Annotated in this window: 33 protein-coding genes; 13 read left to right on the top strand and 20 right to left on the bottom strand. The window is 65.2% G+C overall.

The genetic code is table 11. The features are described 5' to 3' along the window. Positions 1-136: 136 nt before the first annotated feature. Entirely contained in the window at positions 137-1,759 is a 1,623-nt protein-coding gene (locus tag J2R78_RS38320; RefSeq protein WP_253608876.1) for an ABC-F family ATP-binding cassette domain-containing protein, read from the top strand. Between the two features lie 56 nt (positions 1,760-1,815). On the opposite strand, the gene J2R78_RS38315 is transcribed toward J2R78_RS38320, so the two are convergent. From J2R78_RS38315 to J2R78_RS38300, 4 genes are all read right to left on the bottom strand, one after another. Further along, on the bottom strand, positions 1,816-2,352 hold the full coding sequence (locus tag J2R78_RS38315) for a transposase (protein ID WP_253608875.1): 537 nt from the start codon (positions 2,350-2,352) through the stop codon (positions 1,816-1,818). A 108-nt stretch (positions 2,353-2,460) separates the two neighbouring features. Beyond that, entirely contained in the window at positions 2,461-3,093 is a 633-nt protein-coding gene (locus J2R78_RS38310) for a DapH/DapD/GlmU-related protein (RefSeq protein ID WP_253608874.1), read from the bottom strand. Between the two features lie 76 nt (positions 3,094-3,169). Beyond that, positions 3,170-4,144 (bottom strand): glycerophosphodiester phosphodiesterase family protein, encoded by a 975-nt coding sequence (locus tag J2R78_RS38305; RefSeq protein ID WP_253608873.1) that lies wholly within the window; start codon positions 4,142-4,144, stop codon positions 3,170-3,172. A gap of 65 nt (positions 4,145-4,209) precedes the next feature. Then, positions 4,210-5,121, bottom strand: a complete 912-nt coding sequence (locus J2R78_RS38300) for a dienelactone hydrolase family protein (RefSeq protein ID WP_253608872.1) — start codon at positions 5,119-5,121, stop codon at positions 4,210-4,212. Between the two features lie 110 nt (positions 5,122-5,231). Between J2R78_RS38300 and J2R78_RS38295 the strand changes: the two genes are divergently transcribed. Continuing rightward, complete coding sequence (locus J2R78_RS38295) at positions 5,232-6,107, top strand: MBL fold metallo-hydrolase (protein WP_253608871.1); 876 nt, start codon at positions 5,232-5,234, stop codon at positions 6,105-6,107. 25 nt (positions 6,108-6,132) lie between these two features. Here J2R78_RS38295 and J2R78_RS38290 read toward each other — a convergent pair whose 3' ends face one another. The 3 genes from J2R78_RS38290 to J2R78_RS38280 are packed head-to-tail and all read right to left on the bottom strand — an operon-like array spanning position 6,133 to position 7,781. Then, positions 6,133-6,324 (bottom strand): hypothetical protein, encoded by a 192-nt coding sequence (locus J2R78_RS38290; RefSeq protein ID WP_253608870.1) that lies wholly within the window; start codon positions 6,322-6,324, stop codon positions 6,133-6,135. 36 nt (positions 6,325-6,360) lie between these two features. Beyond that, complete coding sequence (locus J2R78_RS38285; protein WP_253608869.1) at positions 6,361-6,663, bottom strand: PilZ domain-containing protein; 303 nt, start codon at positions 6,661-6,663, stop codon at positions 6,361-6,363. Between the two features lie 8 nt (positions 6,664-6,671). Then, positions 6,672-7,781, bottom strand: a complete 1,110-nt coding sequence (locus J2R78_RS38280; protein WP_253608868.1) for a DUF2336 domain-containing protein — start codon at positions 7,779-7,781, stop codon at positions 6,672-6,674. 312 nt (positions 7,782-8,093) lie between these two features. Between J2R78_RS38280 and J2R78_RS38275 the strand changes: the two genes are divergently transcribed. Both J2R78_RS38275 and J2R78_RS38270 read left to right on the top strand, forming a co-directional pair. After that, positions 8,094-9,062: an AraC family transcriptional regulator gene (locus tag J2R78_RS38275; RefSeq protein ID WP_253608867.1), complete on the top strand. Its 969-nt coding sequence runs from the start codon at positions 8,094-8,096 to the stop codon at positions 9,060-9,062. 71 nt (positions 9,063-9,133) lie between these two features. After that, entirely contained in the window at positions 9,134-9,379 is a 246-nt protein-coding gene (locus tag J2R78_RS38270) for a hypothetical protein (RefSeq protein WP_076832093.1), read from the top strand. A 125-nt stretch (positions 9,380-9,504) separates the two neighbouring features. Here J2R78_RS38270 and J2R78_RS38265 read toward each other — a convergent pair whose 3' ends face one another. Then, the gene (locus J2R78_RS38265; protein WP_021079659.1) at positions 9,505-9,753 is read right to left on the bottom strand and encodes a hypothetical protein; all 249 of its coding nucleotides are present in this window, start codon (positions 9,751-9,753) and stop codon (positions 9,505-9,507) included. A gap of 150 nt (positions 9,754-9,903) precedes the next feature. Here J2R78_RS38265 and J2R78_RS38260 point away from each other — a divergent pair, with 150 nt between their 5' ends. Next, positions 9,904-10,581: a nitroreductase gene (locus J2R78_RS38260; RefSeq protein ID WP_253608866.1), complete on the top strand. Its 678-nt coding sequence runs from the start codon at positions 9,904-9,906 to the stop codon at positions 10,579-10,581. A 232-nt stretch (positions 10,582-10,813) separates the two neighbouring features. After that, positions 10,814-11,977 carry an acyl-CoA dehydrogenase family protein gene (locus J2R78_RS38255; protein WP_253608865.1) on the top strand — a complete coding sequence of 388 codons (1,164 nt, stop codon included), beginning with the start codon at positions 10,814-10,816 and terminating at the stop codon, positions 11,975-11,977. Between the two features lie 149 nt (positions 11,978-12,126). Here J2R78_RS38255 and J2R78_RS38250 read toward each other — a convergent pair whose 3' ends face one another. Further along, the gene (locus J2R78_RS38250; RefSeq protein WP_253608864.1) at positions 12,127-14,208 is read right to left on the bottom strand and encodes a methyl-accepting chemotaxis protein; all 2,082 of its coding nucleotides are present in this window, start codon (positions 14,206-14,208) and stop codon (positions 12,127-12,129) included. A 165-nt stretch (positions 14,209-14,373) separates the two neighbouring features. Beyond that, a complete protein-coding gene (locus J2R78_RS38245) occupies positions 14,374-14,625 on the bottom strand; it encodes a hypothetical protein (protein ID WP_057019943.1) in 252 nt (83 codons plus the stop codon). Positions 14,626-14,817: 192 nt separating this feature from the next. Between J2R78_RS38245 and J2R78_RS38240 the strand changes: the two genes are divergently transcribed. Further along, positions 14,818-15,408: an NADPH-dependent FMN reductase gene (locus J2R78_RS38240; protein ID WP_253608863.1), complete on the top strand. Its 591-nt coding sequence runs from the start codon at positions 14,818-14,820 to the stop codon at positions 15,406-15,408. A gap of 34 nt (positions 15,409-15,442) precedes the next feature. After that, complete coding sequence (locus J2R78_RS38235; RefSeq protein WP_253608862.1) at positions 15,443-16,225, top strand: SDR family NAD(P)-dependent oxidoreductase; 783 nt, start codon at positions 15,443-15,445, stop codon at positions 16,223-16,225. Positions 16,226-16,310: 85 nt separating this feature from the next. On the opposite strand, the gene J2R78_RS38230 is transcribed toward J2R78_RS38235, so the two are convergent. Further along, positions 16,311-16,694: a hypothetical protein gene (locus tag J2R78_RS38230; protein ID WP_016843931.1), complete on the bottom strand. Its 384-nt coding sequence runs from the start codon at positions 16,692-16,694 to the stop codon at positions 16,311-16,313. 175 nt (positions 16,695-16,869) lie between these two features. Between J2R78_RS38230 and J2R78_RS38225 the strand changes: the two genes are divergently transcribed. Further along, a complete protein-coding gene (locus J2R78_RS38225) occupies positions 16,870-17,499 on the top strand; it encodes a L,D-transpeptidase (protein ID WP_016843930.1) in 630 nt (209 codons plus the stop codon). A gap of 74 nt (positions 17,500-17,573) precedes the next feature. Here the strand turns inward: J2R78_RS38225 and J2R78_RS38220 are convergent, their stop codons facing one another. Further along, entirely contained in the window at positions 17,574-18,449 is an 876-nt protein-coding gene (locus J2R78_RS38220; RefSeq protein WP_225163042.1) for a hypothetical protein, read from the bottom strand. A gap of 582 nt (positions 18,450-19,031) precedes the next feature. Between J2R78_RS38220 and J2R78_RS38215 the strand changes: the two genes are divergently transcribed. The 3 genes from J2R78_RS38215 to J2R78_RS38205 all read left to right on the top strand — a co-directional run bounded on the left by J2R78_RS38215 (position 19,032) and on the right by J2R78_RS38205 (position 20,548). Continuing rightward, a complete protein-coding gene (locus tag J2R78_RS38215; protein ID WP_253608861.1) occupies positions 19,032-19,613 on the top strand; it encodes a septal ring lytic transglycosylase RlpA family protein in 582 nt (193 codons plus the stop codon). Between the two features lie 210 nt (positions 19,614-19,823). After that, on the top strand, positions 19,824-20,237 hold the full coding sequence (locus tag J2R78_RS38210; RefSeq protein ID WP_253608860.1) for a hypothetical protein: 414 nt from the start codon (positions 19,824-19,826) through the stop codon (positions 20,235-20,237). Between the two features lie 104 nt (positions 20,238-20,341). Next, positions 20,342-20,548, top strand: coding sequence for a hypothetical protein (locus J2R78_RS38205; protein ID WP_057019948.1), 207 nt, complete (start codon positions 20,342-20,344; stop codon positions 20,546-20,548). Here the strand turns inward: J2R78_RS38205 and J2R78_RS38200 are convergent. After that, complete coding sequence (locus J2R78_RS38200; protein WP_253608859.1) at positions 20,545-21,273, bottom strand: bifunctional 2-polyprenyl-6-hydroxyphenol methylase/3-demethylubiquinol 3-O-methyltransferase UbiG; 729 nt, start codon at positions 21,271-21,273, stop codon at positions 20,545-20,547. The genes J2R78_RS38205 and J2R78_RS38200 overlap by 4 nt on opposite strands. A gap of 128 nt (positions 21,274-21,401) precedes the next feature. Here J2R78_RS38200 and J2R78_RS38195 point away from each other — a divergent pair, with 128 nt between their 5' ends. Continuing rightward, positions 21,402-21,587, top strand: coding sequence for a hypothetical protein (locus J2R78_RS38195; RefSeq protein ID WP_016840754.1), 186 nt, complete (start codon positions 21,402-21,404; stop codon positions 21,585-21,587). 85 nt (positions 21,588-21,672) lie between these two features. Here J2R78_RS38195 and J2R78_RS38190 read toward each other — a convergent pair whose 3' ends face one another. From J2R78_RS38190 to J2R78_RS38160, 7 genes are all read right to left on the bottom strand, one after another. After that, complete coding sequence (locus J2R78_RS38190; protein ID WP_016840755.1) at positions 21,673-21,909, bottom strand: hypothetical protein; 237 nt, start codon at positions 21,907-21,909, stop codon at positions 21,673-21,675. A 323-nt stretch (positions 21,910-22,232) separates the two neighbouring features. Next, positions 22,233-22,406: a hypothetical protein gene (locus tag J2R78_RS38185; protein WP_253608858.1), complete on the bottom strand. Its 174-nt coding sequence runs from the start codon at positions 22,404-22,406 to the stop codon at positions 22,233-22,235. Between the two features lie 9 nt (positions 22,407-22,415). Next, entirely contained in the window at positions 22,416-22,646 is a 231-nt protein-coding gene (locus J2R78_RS38180) for a DUF6894 family protein (RefSeq protein ID WP_028332292.1), read from the bottom strand. A gap of 140 nt (positions 22,647-22,786) precedes the next feature. Then, positions 22,787-23,131 carry a tRNA-binding protein gene (locus tag J2R78_RS38175; RefSeq protein WP_057019951.1) on the bottom strand — a complete coding sequence of 115 codons (345 nt, stop codon included), beginning with the start codon at positions 23,129-23,131 and terminating at the stop codon, positions 22,787-22,789. Then, positions 23,131-23,757: a LysE family translocator gene (locus tag J2R78_RS38170; protein ID WP_028344883.1), complete on the bottom strand. Its 627-nt coding sequence runs from the start codon at positions 23,755-23,757 to the stop codon at positions 23,131-23,133. Before J2R78_RS38170 ends, J2R78_RS38175 begins: the two co-directional genes overlap by 1 nt. An 18-nt stretch (positions 23,758-23,775) precedes the next feature. Then, the gene (pdxY, locus tag J2R78_RS38165) at positions 23,776-24,648 is read right to left on the bottom strand and encodes a pyridoxal kinase PdxY (protein ID WP_253608857.1); all 873 of its coding nucleotides are present in this window, start codon (positions 24,646-24,648) and stop codon (positions 23,776-23,778) included. 10 nt (positions 24,649-24,658) lie between these two features. Beyond that, positions 24,659-24,832 carry a hypothetical protein gene (locus tag J2R78_RS38160; protein WP_016840760.1) on the bottom strand — a complete coding sequence of 58 codons (174 nt, stop codon included), beginning with the start codon at positions 24,830-24,832 and terminating at the stop codon, positions 24,659-24,661. Positions 24,833-25,118 lie beyond the last annotated feature (286 nt).

Below are 25,118 nucleotides of genomic sequence, written 5' to 3'. Positions count from 1 at the left end.
GAACCGCTTCATGTCATATTCGATTGGCAACGATCGTGGCATGCACGAAACGCGGCACGAACCTGCGGAATGGGCTTCCACCCACGTCCCAGATCGAATAAGAGGCCGCAAACCCTCAGTTCCCCAGTATTAGAGCATGATCCGCCTCGATAACGTCTCCAAGCAAGTCGGCCACCAGATCCTCTTCATCGAAGCCTCCGCGGCGCTCCAGAAGGGCGAGAAGATCGGCCTCGTCGGGCCGAACGGCGCCGGCAAGACCACGCTGTTCCGGATGATCTCGGGCCGGGAAATCCCGGACGAGGGCCAGGTCTCGCTCGATCGCGGCATCTCGATCGGCTATTTCAGCCAGGATGTCGGCGAGATGTCCGGCCGCAGCGCGGTCGCCGAGGTGATGGATGGGGCAGGGCCCGTCAGCGTGGTCGCGGCCGAACTCAGGGAACTCGAGGCCGCGATGGCCGACCCCGACAAGGCCGACGAGATGGACGATATCATCGCGCGCTATGGCGAGGTGCAGCATCAGTTCGAGGAGCTCGACGGCTATGCGCTCGACGGCCGCGCGCGCGAGGCGCTGGCTGGTCTCGGCTTCAGCCAGGAGATGATGGACGGCGACGTCGGCAAACTCTCCGGCGGCTGGAAGATGCGGGTGGCGCTGGCGCGCATCCTCTTGATGCGTCCGGACGTCATGCTGCTCGACGAGCCGAGCAACCATCTCGATCTCGAAAGCCTGATCTGGCTCGAGCAGTTCCTGAAAGGCTATGAGGGCGCGTTGCTGATGACCTCGCATGACCGCGAGTTCATCAACCGGATCATCAACAAGGTGGTCGAGATCGACGCCGGCCAGCTCACCACCTATTCCGGCAATTACGAGTTCTACGAACAGCAGCGCGCGCTCTCCGACAAGCAGCAGCAGGCGCAGTTCGAGCGGCAGCAGGCAATGCTCGCCAAGGAGATCAAATTCATCGAGCGCTTCAAGGCGCGCGCCTCGCACGCCGCCCAGGTGCAGAGCCGGGTCAAGAAGCTCGACAAGATCGAACGGGTCGAGCCGCCGCGGCGGCGGCAGACCGTGGCGTTCGAATTTCAGCCGGCACCGCGCTCGGGCGAGGATGTCGTCAGCCTGAAGAACGTCCACAAGGCCTATGGCAGCAAGCGCATTTATGACGGCCTCGACTTCATGATCCGTCGCAAGGAGCGCTGGTGCGTGATGGGCATCAACGGTGCCGGCAAGTCGACGCTCCTGAAGCTGGTCGCCGGTTCAACCGAGCCCGACGACGGCGCGGTCGCGGTCGGCGGCAGCGTCAAGATGGGCTATTTCGCCCAGCATGCGATGGACCTGCTCGATGGCGAGCGCACCGTGTTCCAGTCGCTGGAGGACGCGTTTCCGCAGGCCGGCCAGGGCAGCCTTCGCGCGCTCGCCGGCTGCTTCGGCTTCTCCGGCGACGACGTCGAGAAGAAGTGCCGGGTGCTCTCGGGCGGCGAGAAGGCGCGGCTGGTGATGGCCAAGATGCTGTTCGATCCGCCGAACTTCCTGGTGCTGGACGAGCCGACCAACCATCTCGATCTCGCCACCAAGGAGATGCTGATCAATGCGCTCTCCGAGTTCGAGGGCACGATGCTGTTCGTCTCGCACGACCGGCACTTCCTCGCCGCGCTCTCCAACCGCGTGCTGGAGCTGACCCCTGACGGCATCCATCAATATGGCGGCGGCTACACTGAATATGTCGCGCGTACCGGCCAGGAAGCGCCGGGACTGCGGAGCTAGCGTTCGCGATTACCCCGCCCACTTCGTAGCCCGGATGAAGCGAAGCGAAATCCGGGTCAGTCCTTCCGCTCGCCGAAGTCGTCGTTGTCCATAGCTCCGCTACCGCCCCAATCAGCCGGCAATATCCCACCCCGGACATATCGGTGAAGAGACGTGTGTTGCCAGTCGACAGGCGAGGAAACGAGGCGGTGTTTGGTCGGATTGTAATGGACGTAGTCGACGCAACGTTCGAGATCGCGTTCATTACGGATGGTGTGTTCCCAAAACCGTCGCTGCCAAAGCGGGTACTCGCCGCGGTGGTTTACCGAGAGCGGCACGCCGGCGGCAACAACGGCGCGCGTGAAGTAACTCTTGATCTGCCGCCAGCGATCCGGGAAGTCGCTGTCGCCGGGTGGTAGTGTCATGACCGTATGCAGGTGATCTGGCAGGATCACGATGGCATCCAGCGTGAACGGCTTCTTGGCGCGCGCTGCGCGAAAGGCATCGCGCAACAGCCCGCCTTGTTCGACCAGTAGCGACGAAGTCCGATCTTCCAATGTGACTGTGAAGAAGAACGTGCCGCCGGGTATGAAGTTACGCCGATATTGTACCATGCGGCTAGCTTACCCCGGATTTCGCTTCGCTCCATCCGGGCTACGAAGTCAAACGGCTCTATCCCGTAGCCCGGATGGAGCGAAGCGAAATCCGCGTCAGTCCTATGCTCAAGTCCGCCATCGCGCGCAAAACGCCTCGACGTCGCCGGACTGGAATTCCGGCAGGCGCTCCCAGAGGGTTTCAGCCGGCCAGTTCCACCAGGCGATCTGCGACAGCTCGGCGGCGATCTTTCGGTTGAACCGCTCCTTGATCGGCCGGGCCGGCACGCCGCCGACGATGGTGTAGGGCGCGACATCGCGCGAGACCACGGCGCCGGCCGCCAGCACCGCGCCGTCTCCGACGGTGACGCCGGGCAGCACGATCACGCCGTGGCCGATCCAGACGTCGTTACCGATCACGACGCGATCCGCGCGTCGGTTCCTGAAGAAGTCATGATCGCGCTCGGCTGAGGCGGTGTAATATTCCGGACAATAGGTGAAGCGATGCTGGGAGGGGCGCTCGAGCGGATGATTGGGCGCGCCGATCCGGACCTGCGCCGCAATCGCGCAGAAGCGGCCGATCACGGCGTCGGCGACGATGCAGCCGCTGCCGAGATAGGAGTAGTCGCCAAGCTCGGTGTATTCGATCGCGGTGTCGCCGAGAACCTCACAGCAACGTCCGACCCTGACCTCGCGCAGCTTGACCGTCGGCTCGATGACGGTTTCGGCGATCTTGGGGCGGGTCAGGCTCGGTGCGTTCATAGCGTTGTCCTCGATGCGACGAGCCGCTTCAGTCGCACAATTTCTATGACGGAGAGATGACGGGAGGAGGCCGGATCTAACGCCCGGCGAGGCGGGCGATGGTCTCGATCTCGTTGGTCCAGATCCCGCCGGAATAGCTTTCGGGCAGGCGCCTGAACAGGTCGGCATCGTCAACCCCGGTCGAGAATTCGCCGCCCTGATAAGGCCCGAGCACGAAGACCGCGCTGTTGGCTGCGGCCATGCGGTTGAGGAAGCGGTCCGGCCATCCCCATAGCCATGGCGCGTAGTTGATCGGCACCAGCACGATGGCGTTGCGGCAGGCATCAGGCACGATGCCGGTCCAGCCATAGCCGATATAGCGGATGAGGCAGCTCTTGAGCGCCGCGCGGGAAATGGTGCGGGTTTCCAGCGCAAGCCGCCGGATCGTCTCGATCGGCTCGTCGCCGCCATAAACCAAGATCAGCTTGCGCCGCTCGGCGGCGAGCCGGTTCAAGACCGTTGCGAGCTTCTCGCCCTCGGCGGGATCGCGGCTCTTGACGTTGATCAAGAGCCGGCGATCCGGAAAGGTCTTAAGCACCTCGTCCAGCGACGGCATCAGGCCGATGCCCTTGCCGCGGAACGGGAAGGTCTTGCCGCCATCGGCCGTGTAGCCATAGCCGATATCGAGCATCTTCAGCCGCGCCATCGGCTGTTCGCGGGTGACGCCCTGGCCATCGGTGCGGCAATCGACGGTCCAGTCGTGAAACACCGCGAACTCGCCGTCGGTCGTCGGATGGACGTCGAGCTCGACGATATCGGCGCCGCGCTCGAAGCTCGCTTGCATCGAGCGGACCGTGTTCTCGAGATAGTCATGGCTCGGCGGCAGCATGCGCGCCGCGGTGCAGGTGTCGTTCCTGAGGTCGCGCTCGTCGAAACGCTGCGCCATGCCGCGATGGGCGAGCAGCACCGGCTTGCCGCCGGCATGCGTTGCGAGAAGGCTGGTGTTGTTGAGGTAGATTGCGGCGGCGACGGCGACGATCGTCGCTGCCGCGTATTTCAGTTTCCTGCCCAAGCGACTCGGTTCCTTGCTGGATCGCCGGCCCGGGTAGGGGTGCTTTCTGGTCGATTTGCGGCGGCCTAATCCTTCAAGCCGTCCACTGCGGCAATCGCCCGCACCATCGCGTCCTGGAGCGCCGCGCTGTTGGCGAGATTCGACTGGCGGCGACGGCCGGGATCGTCGAAATCGTGGGTGGCACCCGGATAAACCACGACGTCGATCTTGCTGCCGGCGGCAATGGAGCGGCTGGCGACGTCCCGGCAGCGGTCGGGCGATACTTCCTCGTCGTCCGTGCCGAGCAACATCGTGATCGGTGCTGCCGACCTGAGCGTCTGCGCCAGCAGCGCGGCCGGCCCGCAGCCCGGATAGAACACGAGCGCGGCACGATAGCCCGACGTCGCCGCGCCTTGCCGCTGCATCACGTTCAGCGCGGTGCTGCCGCCGTTCGACCATCCCTGCAGGAAGATGCGGTTGCCGCTGATCTCCTGCTGGCTGCGCAGCCAGCTCAGCGCGCCCTCGGCGTCGAGCGGCCGCACGGTCCTTTCATTGACGTCGCTGCGATCAGGATCGTCATGCGTGAAGCGGCCGAAGCCGTGCGCCTTGCCGCGCGGACCAAAACTGTCCGGCAGCAGCGCGAAATAGCCGTGGTCGGCCCAATACTGTCCCCACATCGCGTGGCGCTTGGACAGGCTGCCGGCATTGCAGGCCGCCGACGGATTGGTCCGCGACACCAGCGTGCAGTCCTTGTTGACGTTGGTCGAATAGGGGCCGCCGCGGCCGTGCAGCAGCACGATCGCGGGGTGCGGACCCGGCTTTTGCGGCCTGAACAGGTAGCCGACGATCTCGGTCTTGCCGTCGGCGCTCGGAAAGAAAACGGTGTCGGGCGCGGCTGCCGCCGCTGTCGGCAATGTCGTAAGCATCAGGAGGACGATCGGAATCGCGCGATGGGTCATTCCCGCAGCATGAACAGGATTTCGGATGAATTGCGGCATGGTTGTTTCCTTCCAGCAATGCAAAGCCGCATGGCGTGCTGCACGGCGCTCGGCTTGTGAGGCGAGGTGCCGCCCGCTACGCTTTACAAAAAACCGGGAGCGAAACAACCATGAAGCAGATCAGGATCGGCGACATCACGATCGACGCGGTGATCGAGCGCGAAGGACCGTGGCGGCGGCCGCAGGATTTCTTCCCGACCTACAACGACGATGTGTTCAAGTATCATCTGAAGACGATGGAGCCGGAGGTCTTCGACGCCGCGCGCGGCATGATGATGATCACCTATCAGACCTTCGTGGTGCGGACGCCGCGTTACACCATCCTGGTCGATACCTGCACCGGCGAGGACAAGGGCCACCCGCCGCCGTTCGACTTCCCGGGCAAGGAGCGCTGGCGCAACGAGCTGTTTGCGCTCGGCATCTCCTATGAGCAGATCGATTATGTGTTCTGCACCCATCTGCACATCGACCACACCGGCTGGAATACGACGCTGCGCGACGGGCGCTGGGTGCCGACCTTCCCGAACGCGAAATACGTCTTCCACAAGGGCGAGTATGCGGCCTGGGAGGCCGAGAACGCCAAGGGCGCCAATCCGCCCGGTACGGTGTTCCGCGACAATTGCCTGCCGATCGTCGAGGCCGGGCAGGCGCTCCTGGTCGACGACGACTACGCGCTCGACGACACCGTGACGCTGACGCCGACCCCGGGCCATTCGCCCTGCCATTGCTGCATCAACATCTTCTCGAAGGGGCAGCGCGCGGTGGTCGCCGGAGACCTGATGCACCATGCAATCCAGTGCCGCGAACCGGAATGGTCGGCCAAGCCCGATTGGGACCCGAAGCAGTCGGCGATATCGCGGCGGAAATTCTTTGCCTCCGTTGCCGAGACCGACACGCTGATCCTGCCGATCCATTTTCCGGCCCCGACGGTCGGCCTGATCAAGGCGGATGGCGATCGCTTCGACTATCGCTTCAAGCGGGAGTAGGCGCGCGACAGTCGGTAGCTCAAGGTCACCGCGCTGCGCGGGTCCGGCGCGGGACCTGGGTCAGAAACCGTTCCAGATCGGCGCACAGGCGATGCGCCATTTCCTCGTCGATCGCAAACGTCGCGACGGTGCCGGCGCAGTCGATCTCGATGGTCCCGCGCAACGGTGCGGCGGAGGTGGTCGATACCCTGATGTTGGTCGCTCTCTGTACGGTCATGTCGTCAACTTCCCTTCGGGCCGGTTGCGGCAATCCTCACCTTGGAATGACGGGGCGTCCCTTTCGCCGTCTCTCTTCGATGAACCTCACGCCGATCTCGGCACCGTCGACGCGAACCAGCTCGCAGCGGCGGAAGGCCAGTCCACGCGAGGACAGCACCAGGAAGAACTCCTGGGCCTTCAGCACATCGAGCGATCCGTCGACCTCGAGCCGGGCCCCGCTCTGCGAGACGTCGAGCAGGATGCAACTCCGCCGCCACGTGCCGTCGACACCCATGAGATTGACGGGATAGCGCGTCTCGAGCTTGACGCGCTCCGCCCTGCGGTCACCATACGTCATTGCATCACTCACACTGCCTGGGAGCGCTTCGCGGTCAGCTCGCTAAGCGAACCAAACCGGATCGTGCGCTGCGCGTTGGATAGCGCCAGTCCTTCAAACATGTCCCGTGCGCGCTGCAGCTCCTCGGGTGCAACCGTCAGCCCGGCCTTCCGGTAGCTGACGATGGCAGCCGTCGTGTTCCAGTTCAGTCGCGATGCGCGGCAGGCGATCACGAGCCCGCTGATGTCGGCGGCTTCCATCAGCGGTGCGATCGTCTCGATCGGAACGGTTGCGAGCTGCGCCAGCGCCGCAACGACGTTGCGGACCTCTCGCCTGATCGCGAAACGGTTGACGCTGGAATCGTTCAACCGCCCGGTTCTGTTCAAGGCCAGCACGGTGGCCCGCGCCTCCGCATAGTCGATTGTGGCTGGTGGGGTTGCGGAGGCGCGGGCTGCGCTGGCATCGATCGCAGCGCGGATCGCGTCCTGAATGTCGAGGCGTGCGCGTTTGAGCAGCCGGGCCTGTTGGCGCGGCGTTGATCGCATCACGAGGTCGACAAGAACGCGATGGGGCAGGTCGCTGCGCGATATCAGCGCGTCGGCGATGTCGTCGTCGCGCTCGGCGGCATCGACCATCATGGCGAGGCCTGCGCTGGTCAGATCAGCGCCGGGATTGCGCGCGAGGACTCGAAGCACGCTGCTGTCGCCTCGCATCAGGAGAATGTCCGTGAGCTCCGCATTGACGGCCTTGCGTCCTGCGATCGCGCAGAGGTGTCCCTCGGCCCGCATCCAGGCGATGTCGATCAGGTCGGCATCGGGGAGGCATTCGCATTTGCGCAGGATCGGAGCGGCGACATCGGCGTCGTCATGGTTGGCCAGACGGCGCGCGAGTTCCCGCGGCACCAGGCGCAAATCGGCAAACGAGCGGCTGAGCGTGGTCAGGGTCCGTAGTTCGACGCTCTCGGTCAGGCGGACCAGGATGCCGTCGAACATCTCGACGTGGTGCGCGCTGAGGCGGTGAGCGTCTTCGAGAAACAACCCGGCCACCTCCTGCAGCATGCGCGTGCGGAGGTCGGGCGAGCCAGCTTTCAAGACATGGTCGAGTTTGGCAATAAGATCGGGCGAGGCAATAACTGTCATTGCGGTCTCTAAAATGGTCCGCGACGAGGAACATCATCGTTCCCGATGCCAATTTGCTCCTCGAATCTTTAATAGGGGTATAGAAATTGATGGGGAGGGCCGATTGCGGCGGTGGATATCCCGCTAAAGACTATCGAAATTCGGCAGCCGCGTTACATTGGCGGATTGTCCGGTTCGACGAACGGACCGCATTTTTCCTGATTGAACCTATTGGACGATTCGCATTTTGTGCATGGAATTTATTGATGCGGCCGGCGCGCAAGGCGCCGCGTCGCGCGCAATTTTTCAAGAGCATTTCACGGGAGCGGTCATTTGACGGCGCCATTACCGGTGCCGAGAGTCTTTCGTTTTGACGATGTTGATGCATTCCGGAGTTCGATCCGAAATCTGGATGTTGATTTCACGCCACTTGCGCGGAAGATTTCGGCCGAGCAGGTCATCCTGAGTTTGCCGGGATGCGAGCTCAACTACACGCAGTCCTTTCCGCGGATCGTCGACGCACAGCTTGCGCCGCACACCACTGCGGTCGGCTTCACGATGGATGACGGGGTCCCGATCCGCTTCAACGGCGTCGAGCGCGATCGCGCGGTCATTGTGCTCGGTGGCGGCGGCGCGTTCTACACCTCGGTGGAGGAGACGCCCCGCCAATATGCCTCGGTGATGTTCACGCCGGAGATTGTCGACCGCGGCTGGCCGCGGGCGGGTCTTCATTTCAGCATCCACGAAATTTCTCAACGCGCGCAGGATCGGCTGCGTGAAGTGGTAAGGCACATCCTGCTCGTGACCTCGCAGCCGACCGAGGATGCCCAGTTCGCTAGCGGCGAGTCGATCAAGGAGACGCTGCTTGCCGCGATCGACAACGCCTTCGCCGAGATCGTGCCGGCCAAGTGGACGACGCGGGCCAACACGACGCGCCAGTTCAAGGTCTTCAACGACGCGCGCGCAATTCTGGCAGGCGACGTGGCGCACCCGATCTACAGCGGCGAACTTGCCAGGCAGATCGGCGTGTCGGTGCGCACGCTGCATGACGCCATCCAGCGCTACCGGGGCGTCAGCCTGCATCGCTATTTGCGGTTGCGCCGGCTCTGGCTGGTGCGCCAGCAACTGCTGGCCGGTGCGCCGAGCGTCAAGACGTGCGCGCTGGCCTACGGATTTTGGCACTTGAGCGATTTTTCGCGCAGCTATCGGTCGCAGTTCGGGGAAGCGCCGTCGGAGACGCTGGCCGCCTCGCGCCGTCCGGGCGCCACCCGCGCCGATCCGTCCCGCGGACACGGTTCGTAACCATCGATCTGAACGGAATCTTAACGGCCGCCGACGAGCCTGTGGGTACGATTTCACCAGAGGCGACGGCAATGCATCCCCGGAGATTTGCGCGTGTTCGTCCGAGCGGATGCGTATCCAGCGTGGTCAAGCTCCAGCTTGAACCGAAGGCGCCGCTGATCGAATGCCGGCTGGTGGACTATTCCGCCGGCGGAGCGTGCCTGGAATTTGCCAAGCCGACCCAGTTGCCGGAACGTTTCGAAATGTTTCACGGCAACACCCGGAAGCGTTGCCGGCGGGTCTGGAGCAGGGGCGTGCGGGTCGGCGTCTCGTTCTGAGGGCGCCTCAGAATACGCGTCCCGTCCAGCGGCCCTCTACCGCCAAAAGCCGATCGGGCCGCGGCCCGGCGCGACCCGATGGTCTGTTCCCGATTGTTGGGGCGTGTAGACGCCCGTCGAGGGGCTCAGGCGCCGCTCTGGCACTTCTTCATGAACGAGGTCTTGGCCGCGCCGGCGAGCTTCTTGCCGTCGGAGCCGACCGCCTTGGTCTCGCAGGCGTCCGTCGTACACTTCTTCATGAACGAGGTCTTGGCCGCGCCGGCCAGCGGCTTGCCGTCCTTGCCGACGGCTTTCGTCTCGCAGGAGGCGTCCTGTGCAAATGCCGAACCGGCGGCAAAGGTCGCGATCACGGCCGCCAAGAAAATCCGCTTCATCTGGGTTCTCCCTAAACCAAACCAGCGGCCGGATTGGATACGGGATTCCTGGCCCGATCAAGTTCCCATGGCCGATTTTGTCGATAAAATACCCCGATCAGATCAAGGAAATTCCGCGTGCAGCGCGGAACAAAATCGGGGAAGCGCGGAATGGAATTCGAGACGCTGGTACAGTCACGCAAAAGCGTGCGCGGGTTCAAGCAGCAGCCGGTGTCGCGGGCGACGGTCGAGGAGATCATCGAGGTGGCCAAGCGCGCGCCGTCCTCGATGAACACCCAGCCCTGGCACGTCCACGTCCTGACCGGGGCGCCGCTGGAGGAAGTGCGCCGCCGCAACATGGAAGAGATGGTCGCCGGTGCCAAGGTGAAGCGCGACATCGTCAGCCATGGCGAATACCAGGGCGTGCACTGCGGCCGCCAGGTCGACATCGCTAAGAAGCTGTTCGGGGCGATGGGGATCGCCCGCGACGACAAGCCGATGCGGCAGGATTGGGTGCTGCGCGGCTTCCGCCAGTTCGACGCCCCGGTGTCGCTGGTCCTGACCTACGACCGGATCCTCGATCCGGGCGCGGTCTGCCATTTCGATCTCGGCGCGCTCTGCTACGGCATCGTGCTGGCAGCCTGGGATCGCGGCCTTGGCAGCGTGATCAACGGCCAGGGCATCATGCGCTCCGACATCGTGCGCGAGGTCGCCGACATCCCGGAAGACGAGGTGATCATGACCTGCGTCGCAATGGGCTATCCCGACGACGGCTTTGCCGCCAATGCGGTACGCTCCGACCGCGAGGCCAACAACGATTTTGTCCGCTACGTCGGCTTTGCCGATTAGCGCCGCGTCGTTCGCTTGCTCAGGGGAACAACCTCGTGCGGCACGCTCGGTTGCGCGATGCACGGGCGTGTCCGGCGCATTTGCGTACGCGCCGACCACGCCGCGGGATATTGAATTCCGCGCCGTGAAACCATCGCGCGAGCGTGAGCACGGCTGCGCGTTTCCGCTATTCTCGCCGGTAAAAAATGCGCTACTGGTTTTTTGAAGCACCAGCGCGGGCGAGGAATCCCAGATGAGCGACGATGAACAGACAGCCATGATCCGCGAGACCGTCGCGAGATTCGTCGATCGCGAACTGATCCCGCTCGAGCCGCACTATCTGAAATCGAAGCTGCCCGGCAGCGATCACCCCGAGCTCACGTCGGAACAGCGCAAGCGGCTGCGCGACGTCTCGAAGGAGCTCGGCCTCTGGGGCCTCGATGCGCCCGAGGATCTCGGTGGCCACGACCTGCCGACGCGCACGATGGCTGCGGTGCACGAAGAACTCGGCCGCAGTTGCGTGCCGTTCGTGCTGCCGCCGGACTCGCCGAACCTGCGCATGCTGCAGGCGGTCGGTACCGACGCGCAGAAGAAGAAATATCTGCAGCCCTATATCGAAGGCCGGATGGCCTCGGCGATCGCGATCTCCGAGCCCGGCGCCGGCGGCGATCCCGCGGGCATGAAGACGCGCGCGGTGCTCGAAGGCGAACAGTGGGTGCTCAACGGCCGCAAGATCTGGATCAGCAATGCACGCGCCGCCGACTTCATCATCGTGATGGCGCGGGTCGGCAACGATCAGCGCCAGGGCGGCATCACCTCCTTCATCGTCGAGAAGGGCACGGCGGGCTTCATCATCGAGCGCGAGATTCCGATGGTCGGCGGCGGCTCGACCTACGAGATCGTGTTCGAGGATTGCCGCATCCCGAAGGACTCCGTGCTGGGCGAGGTCGGCAAGGGCTATGCGCCGATGCAGCTGCGGCTGCGCACGCGGCGGCTCGAGATGGGATCGACCTGCGTCGGCATCACCAAGCGTGCGCTCGACATGATGTGCGAGCACGCCAGGCAGCGCGAGACCTTCGGCGTCAAGCTCGCCGAGCGCCAGGCGATCCAGTGGTGGATTGCCGATATCTCCACGCGCATGCATGCGTGCCGGCTGATGGTGCGCGAGGCTGCCGACAAGACCGACCGCGGCGAGGACATCCGCCACGAGGCCTCGATGATCAAGGTGTTCGCGACCGAGATGGCCTATGACGCCTGCGACCAAGCCATGCAGACGCTCGGCGCGCTCGGCGTCACGCTGGAATTGCCGCTGAACGCGCTGTGGCAGAAGGCCCGCCTGATGCGGGTCTACGAAGGCCCGAGCGAGGTCCATCGCCAGGCGATCGCCCGCCGCGTGCTCGGCTTGCGCGGCGGCTAGCAGGGCGCGCGGCCCTCAAGCAAACCCGTCATTGCGAGCGCAAGCGAAGCAATCCATCGTGCCGCAGTGGAGACATGGATTGCTTCGTCGCTGTCGCTCCTCGCAATGACGAGGAGAAAACCTGCCACGTGGTCACCACGTGCTCTCGGTTACGCCGCCCGCACGTCGGACAGGAAGCGGTTGACCTGGCCGGCGAGGTCCTTGGACTGCGTCGAGAGCTGTTCGGCTGCGCCGAGCACCTGGTTCGCGGCGCCGCCGGTGTCGTCCGCGGCGCGCTGCACGCCGGAGATGTTGGAATTGACCTCCTGCGTGCCGCGCGCGGCTTCCTGAACACTGCGTGAGATCTCCTTGGTCGCCGAGCCCTGTTCCTCGATCGCAGCGGCGATCGCGGTGCCGATCTGGTCGATCTCGGTGATGACGTCGATGACGCTCCGGATCGCCGTCACGGTCTCGTCGCTCGCGGTCTGGATCGCGGTGATCTGCTCGGAGATCTCCGTGGTTGCCTTCGCGGTCTGGCCGGCCAGCGACTTCACCTCGGACGCGACCACGGCAAAGCCGCGGCCGGCCTCGCCGGCGCGGGCCGCCTCGATGGTGGCGTTGAGCGCCAGCAAATTGGTCTGTGCCGCGATGCTCTGGATCAGCGTCACGACGTCGCCGATCTTCTGCGCGCCCTCGGCCAGCGAGCGCGCGGTGTCGCCGGTGCGCCGGGCATGATCGACCGCGCGCGCGGCGATCTCGGTCGAGGTCGCGACCTGGCGGGCGATCTCCGAGATCGAGGAGGTCAGCTCCTCGGTGGCGCTCGCCACCGTCTGCACGTTGGTCGAGGTCTGATCGGACGCCGCTGCGACGACGGCGGCCTGGCGGTTGGTGGCGGCGGCGGTGGCCGACATCGATTGCGCCGTGTCCTCCATCACCGAGGATGCCGCGGACAATCCGCCGACCAGCTCGGTGACCTTGGCTTCGAAGGCGCGGGTCAGATCGTCGAGCACGCGGGCGCGGCGCATCTTGACGTCGTTCTCGGCTTCCTTCTCGGCAGCGAGGCGATCGGCTTCGATCTTGTTGTCCTTGAACACCTGCACGGCGGCGGCCATCGCGCCGATCTCGTCCTTGCGCGCGGCGCCCGGGATCGTCTCGGCAACTTCGCCCGCGGCAAGACGCGACATCCGGCCGGTGAGGGCCGCGATCGGGTTGAGGATGCGGCGGCGGACCATGACGATCAGGCCGGCACTGACGGCAACGACCGCGAGCAGCCCGATCAGCGCCACCACGAAGCTGAAGCGCGCCGACGAATAGGCGCCCGCAAGGCCTTGCTCGGCATTCTCGTAGAATGCGTCGCGCACGGTGATGATGGAGGCGAGCCCGATCTGGGACTCGGCATAGTAGGTCTCGACGTCCTGCTCATACTTGCCGGAGATCGCGCCTTCCTTGGCGAGCTTCAGGGCCTTGCCGAAACGCTCGACATAGTCGGCCTGCATCTTGCCCAGCGCCGTCAGGACATTGGCTGATGTCGCCGGATTGTTGCGCAACTCCTGCAGCGTCGAGAGGATCTGCTCGGTGCGGCCGGTGCTGCGGAACAGCTCCAGCTTTTCCTGTTCGGTCGCGACGCGCTTGGCGCCGACCAGCGCCTTGTGCAGGCTGGCATTGAGGCCGCCGGTGTCGCGCAGGGTCCAGGCGACATTGGCGTAGCTGGCCTGGCGGTAGGCGTTGCCGTCAAGGCCGGCGAGGCGGCGCACCTGCTCGTCGAGCAGCACGGTGACGCCGGCGTTGAAGACGGAGTTGTCGGCGACGATCTTGGTTGCCGCCGGACGGCGGGCGTCGAGCGGACCTGCGATCGCTTTCTCGATCGCGTCGCGGAGCGCGGCGAACTTGGCCTTCAGCGCATCGATCGCGCTCGCAACCGCTTCGCCGTCGTCGAGCGAGCCGGGCAGCGTGGCGCGGACCTGATTGACCTTGGCGAGCGCGCCGTCGGTCAGCTTGCGCAGCTTGTCGAGATCGGTGATCTGCTTCTGGTCGATCGCGCCGGTACTGAACAAGAGGTTGGTGGACATGCCGCGTTCGGAGTTCATGTAGCGCGGGATGTCGCCGACGGCGCGGACGATTTCGAGCCGGCTCTGCGCGGTCGAGACCTTGTCCATGGTCTGGTACTTGGTCACCGCGACATAGGCCGCCAGTCCGCCGCCGACCGCGGACAATGAGACGATCGCGGCCGTCAGGAGAGTACCGATTTTCATGGGATGCGCGCCATTCTTGACGAGAGAGGGGAGGCCTCAACCGTAGCGGGCGTGCATTAAGCTTGGGTTTATGATGCGGGAGTCGCCGCAACGGTCCCGGCAGTTTGGTCCGAAAGTCGAAGGCGCCGCATCGCCCCGGCCGCGTGGGGCGGCAGGCGTGACACGTCAGTGCTCGTCGTCGTCAGCGCCCTTGGCCGCGGGGCGGTGCTGGGTGGCGCCGTTCGAGCCCGCTTCGCCGCAGGGGAGTTGGTTCCAGGTGCCATCGGCGGCCTGCTGATAGGCCTGGCAGCCGGACGAGGTGGTGGTCGTGGATTTGTCGTCGGCCTTCTGCCGCTCGGTACTCTTGCCCAGCGCGGGCGTGGCAACGGCAGCGATGGCTGCGAGCGAGCCTGCGAAAACCAGCTTTGCGATCCGCATGTCGGTTCCTCCTTCTCGAAGCGAAAACATATCCAGAAAACAAATCTGGCGATTTTTGGCCACGGCGAAGGGCCTGCGACGAATTGCTTAATGCTGGCGGAACGAGCCGGCATGCCGGTTAACACTTGTGCGCGGCGGCTCACCGCGCCCGCGCCGCAGGACGCTGTTGCCGCACCGTGCTAGGATCGCCCCATGACCCACCGCATACTCGTGTTCTACGGCTCCTATCGCTCGGATCGCATGGGCATCCGGCTGGCACACTTCGTCGTCGACGGCCTTCGTGCCCGCGGCAACGATGTCGAGTTGATCGATGCCAAGGAGGTCGGCCTGCCGATGCTCGACCGGATGTACAAGGAACATCCCAAGGGGCAGGCGCCGGCCGTGCTCGAAACGCTCGCCGGAAAAATCCGCGACGCCGACGGCTTCCTGTTCGTCACCGGCGAATACAATTGGGGCATTCAGCCCGGGCTGAAGAACCTGACCGACCATTTCCTCGAGGAATGGTTCTGGCGTCCCGCGGCGATCGCAAGCTATTCGGCCGGGCGGTTCGCCGGCGTGCGTGCCGCGACCGCCTGGCACGGTACGCTGTCCGAGATGGGCATGGTGGTGGTATCGAGCACGATCGGTGCGGGGCCGATCGCGCAGACGCTGTCGGCCGAGGGCAAGCCGATCGGCGAGGGCGGCAAGGCGCTCGAACGCGCCTTTCCGCGCTTTGCCGAGGATTTTTCCTGGTGGATCGAAGCCGCCAAGGTACAGCGGGCGCGCAAGGCGCCGCCCTACTGAGCGCAGGTCTGCCAATCCCGGGAGTTTCGCGATCATGAGCCTCTTCACATCGCCGTTCGATCCCGCACGCGAGACAGCCCTGGTCACCGGCGCGGGCAACGGCATCGGCCGCGCCATTGCGCAGGCCCTGGTCGGCGAAGGTGTGCGGACGGTGTTTGCCGATCTGCATGAGGACAGGGTTCTGGCGGCGATCAAGGCCGCGCCGCGTCCCGAACTCGCGGTCGCGTGGGCCGGCGATCTCGCGCAGCACGCGGCGTACGACGCCCTGTTGGCGCATGCGCAAGCCTCGCTCGGGCAGGTGACCCATTTCGTCCACAGTGCTTCGCCGCCGCGCCGCGAAGCCGATCATGCGATGGCCGTCGATCAAGAGATCTGGCGGCAGATGCATGCGGTCAATCTCGATGCCGGCTTTCATTTGTCGCGCGAACTGGCGCGCAGGCTGATCGCGGCGAAGACGCCGGGCTCGTTCCTGCTGCTCACCTCGCTGCATGCCGGCACGCCACGCAACCTGCCGCATTACTCGACCGCGAAGGCCGGCATGGCGATGCTGGTGAAGGAGCTTGCCAAGAGCTGGGGCCGCTATGGCATCCGCGTCAATGCGCTGGTGCCCGGCGCGATCGCGGCCGGCGGCTTCGTCGCCGATCCCGCGCTGGCAAAGCATATTCCGCTCGGACGGCTTGGCCAGGCGGACGATCTTGCGCCGATGGCGCTTGCCGTGCTCTCGCACAAGCTCTCCGGTTACGTCACCGGGGCGTCGATCGTGGTCGATGGCGGCCTGTCGCTGACCAACTGGTTCGCGCCGCCGGAGCTCGATTGAGGATTCTCGTTCGACGTGTTTTCTTCACGCGAACCGGTGCCCATCCCGCATCAAGTGCGGGACAGGCTTCGCTCGAAAACGCTTTCTATTCCTTCGTCCTGATGTAGCCCGCGAGCCGCGTCTTCTGGTCCTGGCACCAGGTCGTCATGCTGCCGGCGCGGCGCTGATCGAGGTCGGTGGTCTGGGTTGCGATCGCAACTTCCGTCATCAGGTCGTCGGCCTGCTTCTCGCCCATCTTGCCGCCGGTATGCATGAAGGCGATCGCCTTGCGCACCTTCTCGGTGGTGCCGTCGGGCAGATGCATGTCCTGCGCCCGCTGCACGAGGTCCTGATAGACCAGATCGGTGCCGGGGCACTCGACCTTGGCGGCAAAGGCCTGAAGCACCATCGTGACATAGGCCGCGCGCGGATCGGCATGGGCAGGGGTTGCTGCGACAATCAGGCCGCCGATCAGCAGGGCGTAACGCATGAATTTCCTCCGGAGGTTTTGGACGTTTTTTGTGAAGCTAGCGTCCAAGGGAACCGAGTGCAACCGCCAGGACACACTCACGGAAAGAACCGATCAAACGGACGTGTTCCAACCTGCGCTGCCACGATTTGAGCACGATTTCGGCAGCATGTGGCACAAGTTGACGCAGGGGAGAATGATCGTGTCAAAGTTGGGGCTTGCTGCGGTGCTGGTGGGATCACTTGCGCTTGGCGGGTGCATGCAGGCGACGCTGTCGCCGGCGACGGATGTCGCGATGACGTCGCGCGATCGGCAATTGCTGGCGCATCCGCCCTATGCGGATGCCAAGATCCCGCAGCAGTTCCAGCGGCACATTGTCGAGTACACCCGTCGGGAGCAGCCGGGCTCGATCCTGGTCGATACCGACGCGCGCTACCTCTATTACGTGCTGCCCGGCGGCAAGGCGATCCGTTACGGCGTCGCCGTCGGCGAGGAGGCGATGGCCTTCTCCGGCGTCGCCACGGTCGGCCGCCTGGCCGAATGGCCGGATTGGGTTCCGACCCAGGATATCCAGGAGCGGCTCGGGCCGTATCCGAAGCGTGTCGCCGGTGGACCGGCCAATCCGCTCGGTGCCCGCGGCATCTACCTCTACCAGGGCAACAAGGACACGCTGTATCGCATCCATGGCACCAACCAGCCCGAATATATCGGGCAGGCGATCTCGTCGGGCTGCATTCGCATGACCAATGGCGACGTGATCGACCTTTATCAGCGGGTCAAGCCGGGCGCGACCGTGGTCGTTCTGCCGCCGGGACAGAGCGCGTAATTCGAATACAAAGTGTATTGCGGCCGATCGCGTCATCGCGATCGGCCGCACGCTTTTTTAAAGGTCAGTCAGGCTCAGCGCAGCGGCATCGGCGGCCGAACCACCGGGCCGCCATCATCCGCGTCAACAACCGAGGACTGCTGCTGCACCGGCCGCGGTGCCGCAACCGCCTGTGGGGCGGCGGCGGGAGCCGGCAGCGGCGCTGCTGATGCGGGCGGTGGAGGCGGCGGGATATAGGCCTGCGCCGGTCGGCGCACCGGCGGCGGCGCAACGGCGGCATGCGGCGCCGCCTGTGGCGTGACCGCGGCGCGCGGGCGCGGCGGAGCGACCGGCCGCGGCTCGACGGCCCTGGTCTCGGTCGTCTTCGCGACGCGCTGTGCCAACTGATCCTGGCCGGCCTTGAGCTGATCGATGCTGGTCTTCAACTGCTCGATCTGCTGTCCCATCGACGCGAGATCGCGCGCCATCGATTGCAGCAATTGCGTCTGGTCGGGTGCCGTTGCGGCTGGTGCCGCCGCGGTAGCGGGCGCAACCGGTGCTGCTGTGGCAGCCGGGGCCGCGACAGGGGCGGGCGCCGGCGCGGCTGCGGCGGGCACGGCCGTGGCGACGTCCTGTGGCGGAGTGGCCGGTGCAGCTTCAGCTGCCGCCTGATCGGTTGTCGCCGCCGGTGCTGGCGGCGCACTCGCCTGATCCGAGGCGGAGGCTGCCTTGCCTGGGATCAGCGAAGTCAGTGCAGCGATCTGGGGCGCCCACTCGGCGGCGATCTGCTTGGCGCGATCGCCGTAGTGCTGCCACGCCGCGGTGCCCATGGCGCCAGCGATCGCGAAGCAGAACCAGAAGGCGCGGATCGCCCATTTGCTGGTGGGGCGCGGCGCGCGGTCCAATCTGATGTCGTCCAGTCGGCCGTCATGGCTTGGCGCGCTATAGGCCGGCTCGGCCGCCACTGACATTGGCGTGACCGGCGGCACCGAGGCGACGGCCGCGACCGGGGGTGTGGACGTAGGCGCGAGGCTTGAGCCGAAATAGGGCTCGCGTTGCCCCGGCGCTGCCCTTCCGGCTGGCGCTGCGGCGTTGTCCGGACGTACCGGAGCGAAGCTCGGTTCGATCGCGAAAATATCGTGTGGATCTGCGTCTTTCAGTGTCGATTGCATGGCGGTCCCCGTTTCATTCCAAGGTCAACCGCAAATGGGCGGCCGGCAAATTTACGCTCTGTATTGACCCCTGACCCTGTCCCCACGACTCCAGTCCGGTTTGACCAAAGCAAGGCGAGAGGGTGGAGAGGTTGGGGAGTTTGGGGAACCGAAACCCGGGGGCGAGGGGGCGTGGCCATCCACGGCCCGAGTGCGGCGCTTCAAGCCGGCATTTCCGGGTGAAGCGTCCGGGTTGTGTGGCGCATCCACCACATCCGAGGGGAAATCGCATCGCGTGCGGCAGGTCTGACCGCGCTCCGCCACCGTTCCGCCCCGATTGGATTCGGCTGATAGGCCGTTGGATTTTCGGCTTGGGCTGGGGGCGCAAGTTGGGGGTGCAACATGTCACGCGACGATGCAGTCAACTCGTACGTCGGCGTCAAATGCAGCGCGCATGGTGCTGCGGCCCCGATCCTGTTTGCGCATGCCCGAAAGCCGCTCCGGCTGCTCGCCGTGATGATCGGCGCGGCGTCGCTCGCGGCGTGCGCGCAGTCCTCCGTTGTCAGCCAGCGCTCGCAGGCGCTCGCGAGCCGGCCGGCATCGATCGAGCCGTCACGGGCTGCGTCATCTGCCACGCGCACACGCGTCGCCACGGCGCGCAGGCATACGCCTTATGCCTCGCGCAGGACGGGCAACAGCAAGATCGCCTCGCACGGCGTCGCGAGCTTCTACAGTGAGGAGCAGCCGACCGCGAGCGGCGAGAAGTTCGACGGGCGCGAGTTGACCGCCGCGCATCCGACATTGCCGTTCGGCACCAGGCTTCGCGTCACCGACGTCAAGAGCGGCCGTTCGGTCACGGTGCGCGTCAATGACCGCGGACCCTACGTTCCCGGGCGCATCGTCGACGTCTCGCATTCTGCGGCGCAATCGCTCGGCATGATCGGCAAGGGCATCACGAATGTCAGGCTCGACGTGGTGCAGTGAACCGCGCCGCACAGGCGAGGTCCGGGATTTTTGCCAGCTGGATCGGGAAAAAGTCCCGGCGCTGCGCGCGCTTTAATCCTGTTGTCCGAACGACGGCGGCAAATAGAATTGTTGCCGCTACTTCCCCGCGCTCTCCATTTCCAGGCGCGTGGATTTCCACCCAATGAACCTTCCCCGCCTTGGTGTCCTTCCAAGGCGGGATTTTTTCTTGTGGCCGCCATGCGCGCCGCATGCGTTGACAGCGCAGGCCGACGCCATAGCCTCCGTTCTGCTTTGGAGGGCGGCGATGCCAAACAACAATCAAGAAACGGACGGCTTCGCACGCTCGAGGACGGCAGAGGCACGCACCGGATCGAGGTCGGCCTCGATGCGCCGCGCGAGGGCACCACGACGATGACCGGCAACAAGTTGCATCACGAATACCAGCCCGACCTGATGCGCGTGGTCGCGAGCGGTACCTGGCGCGACCTGCGCACTTTCGTGATGACCTGGACCTTCGTGGAATCGGCGTTTCGCGACACCGTGACCCGCACCTTCGAGGGACCGCAGATGCGATTCGCGCGCAGCGTCAACGTCAACTCATTGGCGCTGGATATGCCGACCTTGATGGGAAAGCTCGCATAGGCGCGACCGAAGGTTGCGCGCTGGCGGATCCTGCGCCGGCGGTTCCACCAAATTGTCACAGTCCCAGCGAAATCCGGCCCAAAGCCGCTGCCAACAAACGCCGGATGGACCAAGTCGGCGAGGGACAAGCGTTGGCCTACAAGATGATCGCAGAACGCGAGAACGAAACGGTCAGGATCGAGCGCGAGAGCACCTTCATCATCATCGCCAAGGCCAAGGTCTGGGCGAGCGAAGGGTGGCAGGTGGTGATCACCGACAAGGACGGGAAATCATACCCGCCCGAGGAGTTCGACAAGCTGCTCGCGGCCTAGCGCTGCGCTGACACCAGCAGCATCATCGGCCGTTCGAGCTCGTCGGCCAGTTCGGGTGCGGCCTTGATCTGCTCCCGCGTCGGGCAGAACTCCTCGACATGGCGCAGCGTGAAGCCGGCGGCGATCAACGCGTTGAGCGTGGTGCCGATGGTGCGGTGATATTTCAGCACACCCTTCACATACCAGTCGGTCCGGCGCTCGCCTTCGATGAAGTAGCGGTTGACCGGCCAGGTCTTGCGGCCGTCTTCGTCCTGCCCCCAGTCCGGATGGACGGCCGCCATGTAGACCGGATGCTCGACGGTGAAGACCAGATGCCCCTCCGGGACCAGCGCGCGATACAGCATGCGCGCCAGGCGATCGAAATCCCTGATGTAGTGGAAGGCGAGGGCGGAGTAGGCGAGATCGAATGTCGATTTCGGCAGCTCGAGCGTCTCGAGGTCGGCGATCTCGTAGGTGATCGCCGCATCCTGCGTCATGGCCGCGGCGCGGGCGATCATGTTCTGCGAGAGGTCGATGCCGAGCACGTCGGATGCGCCTTGCTCGCGCATCCAGCGCGACACCCAGCCGAAGCCGCAGCCGAGATCGACCACGCGCTTGCCCGCGACATCGGACAGCATGGCGCGGATCGCCGGCCATTCGGGCGCGCCGAGCAGTCCGCGGACCTGCCGCGGCAGCTGGCTGTAGCCGGCGAAGAAGCCGGGATCGTCGTAGATGTTCTGCGCCATGGCTCTCTCTGTAACCGCCGCCGCACCGTGTGGGAACCGCTGATTGTGTCGCGCCCGGCGCGCTGCTGGAACCAGACGCGGCGCTCAGTGGTTTCTGATGTCAGCAGTCGACAGCCGAGGAGAGCGCCATGTTAGCCGAGATGCAAATCCACACCATCGCGCGGCAGATGCTGTTGAAGCACGGTCCGGAGGCGATCGCCCAGGCCGCGCAGAACGCCGTGGCTTGCGAGAGCAAGGGCGAGACCGACGACGCGCGCGACTGGCGCCATATCGAGGACGCGCTGAAGATGATGCGCGGACCGCATCAGAGCTGACGGCGGGCAGGCTAGACGACCCCGCCGTCGCGCAACGACACAGGGACCGCGCGAGCGCGATCGCCGCAACCCTAACCGACGGACGCTAGCCCGCCCGGCGCCACCGCGGCACGGGATCGAGCGGCGTGCGGTAGAGCTCGCGCCGGTCGATGTCGGTGACGCGCACTGCGCAGCCGCGCGCCTTCAGCTCCGGCTTGACCTGCGACAGCTCGTTGGCGAGCTGGTCGGCGCGGTCGGAGGCGAGGCTGATGTCTTCGAGGATGATGGTTCCTTGATTGCGGAACTCGTCCCCCACCACGAGATCGAAGGTGTAGTACGGCATTCCGAAGTCTCCGTTTCGGTTTGCATCACAGGGTAACACTGAGTCGAGCATTCCCTAAGATGCGTGGCGCACAATCGGCGTGCGATCGGCGCAAAAACGATGTGCAGCGCATCAAGCACGACGAACGAACAAGCCACGCCGCACGGCGAAGGAGTCCTTTGAACCAGCTCACCGCCATGCCGTTAAGATTTGATTAAAACAGTCGTCGCAAGCTCAAGACCAAGTGGAATCGCAGCGGAACCGGACTCCGGGAACCGGCAGCTGCAGGAGAAGGCCGGTGGCGTAACGCCCGCCGGCCTTTTCTCGTCGGGGATGCCGCGAAGCTAGTCGCGCAGTGTGGCTTGCCGCCGGGCGCGGCATTTCGGGCCTGGTCCGCGCATGTAGTACAGTTCGGGGCGATAGGGATTGATGACGCCATCGATCAGCGCGACGCAGCGCGCGACGAGGCGGGCGAGGTGGCGCCGCAACGGCTGCAGGGCAAGTTCCATCGCATTCATGGCATGCCCTCAGTGCAGCTCGCCGAGGATGGCGGTGAACGGCAGCTCGAAGATCTCGGTTCCGATGTCGTCGGTGACGTGAACCGCCCAGTTGCGCCAGTCCTCCACGCTCGGTGTCATGACAAAGCTGCGCGCCAATTGCTCCGCATACACGCGCGCCTCCGCCAGATCCATCGCGGCGCCGGTGCGATCCAGGATGACGTGCTTGTCGTCGGAGCAGTGAAAGAAAACTGCGGACATTCTTCCGATTCCCATGCCGAAGCGATTCTCGCGCGCTGCAATAGCAGCGCGCGCGGGCACTGAGAATCCGGGTGATCCCCCATCGGTAAACTACGGGGAATCCAGACGATTTGAATCACGCGGCCGTGATCAGCCCGACGTCAGAAGATCGGCTCGCCGATCGCAACCTCGCTGCGCGGGCCGAGCACGATCACCTCGCCGCTGGCGTCCTTGGCGCCGAGGATCAGGAGTTCCGAGGTGAAACCCGCGATGTTCTTCGGCCCAAGATTGCAGATGCACACGACCAGCGAGCCGACCAGCGCCGCCGGCTCGTAATTCGTGATCTGCGCGCTCGACCACATGATTCGCCCGGCGCCGACATCGACGCCGACCTTGTAGGACGGATTGCGGGCGCGGGGAAACGGCTGCACCTCGACGACCTTGCCGATCCGGATATCGAGGCGGGCGAAGTCGTCGTAGCTGGCCTGCGGCTTGAGCGGAGACATCAGCGCTCCTGGAACGCAAGGCGGACGCCGAGCGCGATATAGATCGTGCCGACCACGCGGCCCTGCCATTGCCCGATGCGGCGATGCCGCCTGATCCACGGGCTGATCTGGCCGGCGGCGAGCGCCAGCAGCGAGGTGTAGACCGCGCTCATGACGACGAAGATCAGGCCGAGGGTCGCGAACTGCGCCACCGCCGAGCCGTGGCCGGGATGCACGAACTGCGGCAGGAAGGCGAGGAAGAACAGCGCGGTCTTCGGATTGAGCATTTCCGCCCAGATTGCCTGCCGGAACGCGCGGCGCGGATCGACCGGCTGCGCCGCCGGCAAATCCAGCTCGTCGTTCTTCTCGAACAGGGCGCGGACGCCGAGCACGATCAGGTAGATCACGCCGGCATATTTCACGACCGAGAACGCCAGCGCCGAGGTCATCAGCACGGCCGAGAGGCCGAATGTCGCCATCGCGGTGTGGACGAGATCGCCGAGCGCGATACCGAACCCGGTCGCGACGCCGACGCGCGCTCCGCCGGTGACCGAGCGCGCGAGCACCAGCAGCACCGCCGGCCCGGGGATCAGGAACAGGCCGAGCACGACGGCGGCGTAGGTGAGGAGGGTGGTGATGTCGATCATGAAGACCTGTCCCGGATGTCAGGATGCGGCGATGGTAACCGCCGCGAAGCGCGGCTTCGGATCAAGCATCACGCCGGCGCTTTCGACAATGCGCATTTCCTCGGTTCCGCTCTGCGCCGTGCGCTCCAGCACGCCGTGGATGCCTGACGCGGCGTGGCTGAGCGCATCCGGCGTCGCCAGGCCGCGCGTGCGGGCGGCGACGAACAGCGCGGCGAACAGGTCTCCGGTGCCGGACGGGCTGATCGGAACCCTCGGCGTGCGCACGCGCCAGGCGCAAGTCTTGTCGGATTGAGTGCGCTCGATCGCCAGCGTCTCGATCTCGCTGTGCGGCGTGCCCGCCAGCTCGGCGCTGGTGATGACAACGGTCGCAGGTCCCTGCGCCATCAGCGCGCTCGCCTGCGCGACGACGTCATCGATCGTCGTCACGCGCGCGCCGCAGAGGAATTCGAACTCGAAATGGTTGGGCGTGATGATGTCGGCGAGCGGGCAGAGCTGGTCGCGCACCAGCGGCGGAATGTCCGATCGCACGAACATGCCGCGGTCGCGGTCGCCCAGCACGGGATCGCAGCAATAGAGCAGGGCCGGGTTCGTCGCCTTCGCGCGCTCGACGAAGTCGGCCACGTCCATCGCGATGTCGGCCGAGCCGAGATAGCCCGACAGGATCAGCCGCGCGGCTTCGACCGCGCCGCGCTCCTCGATGCCGCGCAGCAGGTCAGCGACCAGCTGCACGTCGAGCACCCGGCCGCGGATGGTCGGATAGCCCGGCCGGTTGCTGAGCAGCGTGGTCGGCACGGCGACGACATCGATGCCGTGCAGCTGGATCGGAAAGCTGGCGGCGCTGTTGCCGACATGGCCCCAGGCGACCTGTGACTGGATTGAGATGACCGTCATCTTGTGCGCATCACCCGAACAGTGCGGCGTAGATGACGTAGAGCCAGCCCAGGATACCGTGGATGATGGCCCACAGGATCGAATGGTTCTTGGTGTAGGAGATCGCGATCGCCAGCGCCGAGCCGAACCCCACGCCGTATTTCGCGCCCTCGACGCGGACGCCATAATATCGATTGCCGTTCATGGGGAATCCTTCCAGCGGGAGGGCGTGAGCGTGAAGGCAGCGTAACCTGCTAGTTGCCGTCAGTTCAACGGCGGATTGGAATTCCGCGGCATTGCTAAGCTCGATCATTCTCGGGCAAAGCCTTCGCCTCTGCTGCCGGCATGACGGTGATGGAGTCGGTGCGCGCATCTTTCTCCATTCGCCGGGACGACATCGAATGTGTGGTTCGCTGCGAGTCATATATCCGCATTCTCGCGACATGTTTTGTCTGATCGCACCCATGGGCCGCGAGCAAAGGGCAGTAAGC

This window comes from Bradyrhizobium sp. USDA 4538, assembly GCF_024171045.1.
Taxonomy (GTDB): Bacteria; Pseudomonadota; Alphaproteobacteria; order Rhizobiales; family Xanthobacteraceae; genus Bradyrhizobium; species Bradyrhizobium australafricanum.
Note: the sequence above shows the minus strand (reverse complement) of the source record. Positions and strands in the feature narration are given on the sequence as shown.